5 protein-coding genes are annotated in these 4715 nt (G+C 68.2%); 2 read left to right on the top strand and 3 right to left on the bottom strand.

Annotated elements, in window-relative coordinates; translation table 11 throughout:
- The coding region (locus tag JK364_RS53885) for a transposase family protein (RefSeq protein WP_201858794.1) at positions 1 to 638 on the bottom strand (638 nt) is incomplete at its 3' end.
- Positions 639 to 1403: 765 nt separating this feature from the next.
- Entirely contained in the window at positions 1404 to 2312 is a 909-nt protein-coding gene (gene cynR / locus JK364_RS53880) for a transcriptional regulator CynR (RefSeq protein ID WP_201858793.1), read from the bottom strand.
- 126 nt (positions 2313 to 2438) lie between these two features.
- Between cynR and JK364_RS53875 the strand changes: the two genes are divergently transcribed.
- Together JK364_RS53875 and cynS are read left to right on the top strand one after the other, a co-directional pair.
- Entirely contained in the window at positions 2439 to 3059 is a 621-nt protein-coding gene (locus tag JK364_RS53875; RefSeq protein ID WP_201858792.1) for a carbonic anhydrase, read from the top strand.
- A gap of 112 nt (positions 3060 to 3171) precedes the next feature.
- Positions 3172 to 3642, top strand: coding sequence for a cyanase (cynS, locus tag JK364_RS53870; protein WP_201858791.1), 471 nt, complete (start codon positions 3172 to 3174; stop codon positions 3640 to 3642).
- A 265-nt stretch (positions 3643 to 3907) separates the two neighbouring features.
- Here cynS and JK364_RS53865 read toward each other — a convergent pair whose 3' ends face one another.
- A complete protein-coding gene (locus JK364_RS53865) occupies positions 3908 to 4195 on the bottom strand; it encodes a hypothetical protein (protein ID WP_201858790.1) in 288 nt (95 codons plus the stop codon).
- Positions 4196 to 4715: the final 520 nt, after the last annotated feature.

Genomic DNA, 4715 nt, shown 5'->3' with positions numbered 1-4715 from the left:
ACCATCCGCCAGTCGTTCGCCCAACTGCGAACCCTGACCGCCGCCAACTGATCCACAAAACACGACGAAGGGCCCCGCCGTGGGGCGGGTTCTAGTGATCCCCGCAACACCCTGAAGTTCAGGGTGTTGCGGGGATCATGGGTTTTGCGGAGGTTGCGGGCGAAGGCCCGCAAGGACGGTAGGCCGCTGCCCTCAGCGGCCTTGATCCAGCGGCGCAGGAGATGGCCGTGAAGGTTCGCCATCATCGCGGCGAAGTCGTGTATGTGCCTGCGTAGATCGGCGAGTTCGGGGCAGCGGGTCACGACGCGTTTGAGGCGGAGCTGTTGGCCGCAGCCAAGGTTGTCGGGGCGGCGGGTGAGCCAGCCGAGCAGGGTGTTGGGGCTGACAGTGCAGTGCAGCATGGCCGCCAGTCGGGCGCCGGCCCGTCCGGCGAGGAAGCATCCGATCGCGGTGAGTGTCTGTTGCTGCGTCTGGCTGCGACGACCGTGCCGGAAGGTGAGCCCGTCGACCTGCTCGACGAAGGTCCTGCGTGGGCAGGACGGCAGTTCGCACCGGAACCGTCGGACCCGCAAATGTATCGTCGTGGGCCGCTCGCCGATCGCGACGTCGGCAAGCCGCCGACGGTAACGATCATGCACGCGCTGCGAGTTCGTCCCGCAGCCGGGACACCGACCTGCACCGTGAACGGCCGAGGCAATGATGCAGACGCTTCCGTTTCGGCCCATATGTCCTCTATCGCGACGCCCGCCAAGTGCGGCAGCAGCACATCGACTATTCGATCTCCCAACACGACTGCTCAACAAGCGAATTGGCTGCCAGTCACGCTCGGTCATCCCAAAAAGTTGATCAGAGCCGAACGAAATGGCCGTTGACAGTAGATCCTGGCACGTTCGGTTAGGAACAGCCACCCCCACAACAGCCGACCGACCCCACACAAGTCAGAAAACAGCAGCCGCTTGGTCACCCCATGACAGCGACCCCACCCCCACACGAGCCCCCGGACCAGGCACTCAGCACCCCGCCCTGCTGACACCCACCCAATGCCACCAACGCGCCCGCTCACACCGTCCGGCCTGGCCGGTGGCAAAGCAGGCAGGGTGTTCGACAACGATGCCTTCATCTCTTCGAGCCGCTCGATCTCAGCGTGGAGGAGCAGCTCCCAGCCCCTCAGCGCCCGTCGCGGATGCGGTCTGCGCCACGACCGGCCCGACGTGCGAGACGCCAGCTCCGGGCCGGGTGCCGAGCCAGGGTCCTTTCGCGCGCGGTCTACACGGCCACGGGTCCCGGCGCCGGGGCAGGGCGCGCCGTCAAGAGCAGCGTGCACGGCGCGGCGGCCAGGAGCGGGAGGGTGAAGTGTCGAGGCCGACGGCGGTGACGCTGCGAGGGCACCTGCCTCCGCCGTCTCACGGGGAGGCGGGGTACCCGCTGGCGGCGGCCCATTGCCGGGTGAGGCGGACGAAAGCCCGGGCGGCGGCGCTCTGGTAGGAGCCGGAGCGACGGAGCAGAGTGACGGTGCGCTCGGGCAGGGGCGGGTCAAGAGGGACCGTGCGCAGCTGAGGGTGATCGTGGGCGATGGCCTCGGGCAGGACCGAGGCCAGAGGGGTGCGCTGGATTATTTCGGTGACGGCGTGGATCGAGTTGGCTTCCACCGCGATGTGCGGTGTGGTGCGGTGCCGGCCGAAATAGGTGTCGATGTGCCCGCGGGTGACGAAGTCGCTGCTGAGCAGGGCCAGCGGGCGTCCCTCCAGTTCGCGCACCGGTAGTGGTCCGGTGCGGTCGGCGTCGGGGTGATGGCTGCCGACGACGAGGCTGAGGGTTTCGGTGAACAGGTCGCCCGCGGTGATGCCGGGCAGGTGGGAACCGTGAAAGGCGATGCCGAGATCGAGGTCGTCGGCGAGGAGGGCGGACTCAATGCGGTCCTGCGTCATCTCCCTGATGCTCAGGCCGATGTGGGGATGGCGGGCATGGAGCTGCCCGGCGAGGGGGCCGATGAGGTAGGCGGTGAAGGTGGGGGTGACCGCCAGACGCAGGCTGCCGCGGGAGAGGTCGGCCACGTCGTGGACGGCGCGTTCGGCGGCGGCGAGTTCCTGCAGGGCACGACGGGCGTAGTGGACGTAGGTCTCGCCGGCGTCGGTGAGTCGTACGGCACGGCCGGTGCGGTCCAGCAGCTGCGCGCCCATCGCGCGTTCCATCTGCCTGATCTGCTGCGACAGGGTGGGCTGGGATATGTGCAGGGCTTCGGCCGCGCGGGTGAAGCTGCCGTGTTCGGCGACGGCGAGCAGATAGCGCAGATGACGCAGTTCGAAGCCCATGACATCCACTATAGATGTGACCAATAGATCTTATGTCCAGAGCGTCTTGGACTCTATAAACACAGCTCATGCATGGTGGATCTCGTCAATCCCACCCGACTTCGGTGCTCGCCGAAAGGAGTGACCATGCAAGACCTCGCTGAGGGAGTCGCGCATTTTCAGCAGGGCGTCTTCCCCGCCAAGGCGGCGCGCTTCCGACACCTCGCCACCACACACCAGCCCAGCACCCTGTTCATCAGCTGCTCCGACGCGCGCGTCATACCGGAGCTGATCACGCAGAGCGAGCCGGGCGAGCTGTTCGTCATCCGAACGGCCGGAAACCTGGTGCCCGCCCATGACCCCAGCGCTGACGCGGTCGCCGACGGGGTCACGGCGAGCATCGAGTACGCCGTGGCCGTCCTGGGCGTGTCCGACATCGTCGTCTGCGGTCATTCCGCCTGTGGTGCGATGACCGCCCTGGCCGACGACCAGGATCTCGCCGCCCTGCCAGCAGTCGCCCGCTGGCTGCGGCACGCGGACGTCTCCCGGGCCCGTGCGGCCCGTGCCGAGCCCGGGGAGGACAAGGTAGGCGTTCTGGTACGGAGCAACGTGATCGCTCAGCTGGCGAACCTGGCGACGCACCCCTGCGTCGCCAGGGCACTGGCGGCACAGACCCTCACGCTGCGCGGCTGGGTCTACGACATCCCCACCGGCGCGGTCGACCAGCTCGACCCCGTCACAGGCTCATCCGCCGCGCTCGCGGCCTGAGCCGCCCTGCCCCCTCTTCTCCAGGCCGCCGTCCGGCGGTCTGGTCCCCCGACCGTTCGAGTCCGCTGTGCCCGCCGTGGTGCGGGCCGGCACGTAGGAAAGGAACACCCTCATGGTGCACGCCCAGTTCGACCCCACCGCTCGCCAGGCTCTGGCCGCCGAAGTCGTCGAGGCCAAGACGCGCAAGGACCTGTCCTGGCAGCAGATCGCCGACGTCACCGGCCTGTCGGTCGCGTTCGCCACTGCTGCCCTGCTGGGTCAGCATCCCCTGCCGGAGGCCGCCGCGAGGGCGGTCGCCGAGCTGCTGGACCTGGACGAGGAGGCGGCCGTACTGCTGCAGACCATCCCGGTCCGCGGCTCCATCCCCGGCGGCGTCCCGACCGACCCGACGATCTACCGCTTCTACGAGATCGTCCAGGTCTACGGCACCACGCTCAAGGCCCTGATCCACGAGCAGTTCGGCGACGGCATCATCAGTGCGATCAACTTCAAGCTCGACGTGAAAAAGGTCGCCGACCCCGAGGGCGGCGAGCGCGCGGTGATCACCCTGGACGGCAAGTACCTGCCCACCAAGCCCTTCTGATCGGGCCGTTCGCCGTGCCGGCGGCCAGTGCCGATGAGCCTCCCCCGCCGGCACGCCGATCCGCTTCGATCGATCGGGGCTGCCACTGCGGACCCCGCCCTTCCCACAACCCCGGCACGACAGGGGGTCGCGGTGAGGAGGCGGGGCCCTGGGCTCGCTCCGGCCGTGGGATCAGCCAGAACGGTGGAGAAACGTCGCGCGTAGGCAGGCCGCGCCCGCGTGAGTGGTGTAGCCGCGCCGAGTTCAAGACTTCGTCGAAGCGCCTTCAGGGCGGTGGGAAGTCCCAACGGCTGGCAATGATGACTGGCCTCGCTCGGTCTTCGTCCCACAGCACCACAGCATTCAGTCTGTAGCTCTTGAGGCCCTGGTAGATCAGCTCCCACAGGGAGCCGTCCTCACCGCGCCGGACAAGAATGGTGCCCTCGACTTCCCAGCCGAGTGCGATGGCATAGCGACCCAACTGGTCTACGCGTGCCTGCTCGGCAGGACTGAAGTGCTCAGTCCCGGTCTTCACGTAGATCAAGATGTTGTTCCGGGCGATGTCGTCGGCCATGCCGCTGTCCTCTCCCTCCTTCTCCGTCGCTACACCACTCGGTGGGCACGCGCTGGGACGCCACCCGAGGGCAGCCCGGGGCGGTGCCTCCAGGGGGTTCTTGCTCTCAGCCAGCGGGCGCGGGCAGGTGCTGCACGCTCCACCGGCCTGCCAAGACCGCACTGGAAGAGCGGGGCCGGCGGGCGCTCCCGCCGGGTCGGCACGCCGGAGTAGTCGATGTCCTCGATGGGAGTGACCAGCCGAGCAGGCTGACGCCGCGGCGGCCATGGTTCCGGCTTGGGCGTGCCATATGGCCGCTCATGTTCCGTGCCCGCATGGATTCCTCGTCGCCCACGTTGCCAGGTTCAGGCTGGTGAGCGGGGTGGTGCACGAACGGAGCCGACGTGTGAGTGGGCATAGTGAACTTCCCCGGCTGCTGGCAGCCGCGGAGACGGCGGCGCCGGCGGAAGCCGTCGACGTGGTCGCCGAGGACCTCCGGCGGCGCTTCAACGCCACGCAGCTCTCTTTCCTCATCCTGGAT

It is taken from the genome of Streptomyces endocoffeicus, assembly GCF_016741935.1.
Lineage (GTDB): Bacteria > Actinomycetota > Actinomycetes > Streptomycetales > Streptomycetaceae > Streptomyces > Streptomyces endocoffeicus.
This window is presented reverse-complemented; position numbering and strand designations above follow the sequence as displayed.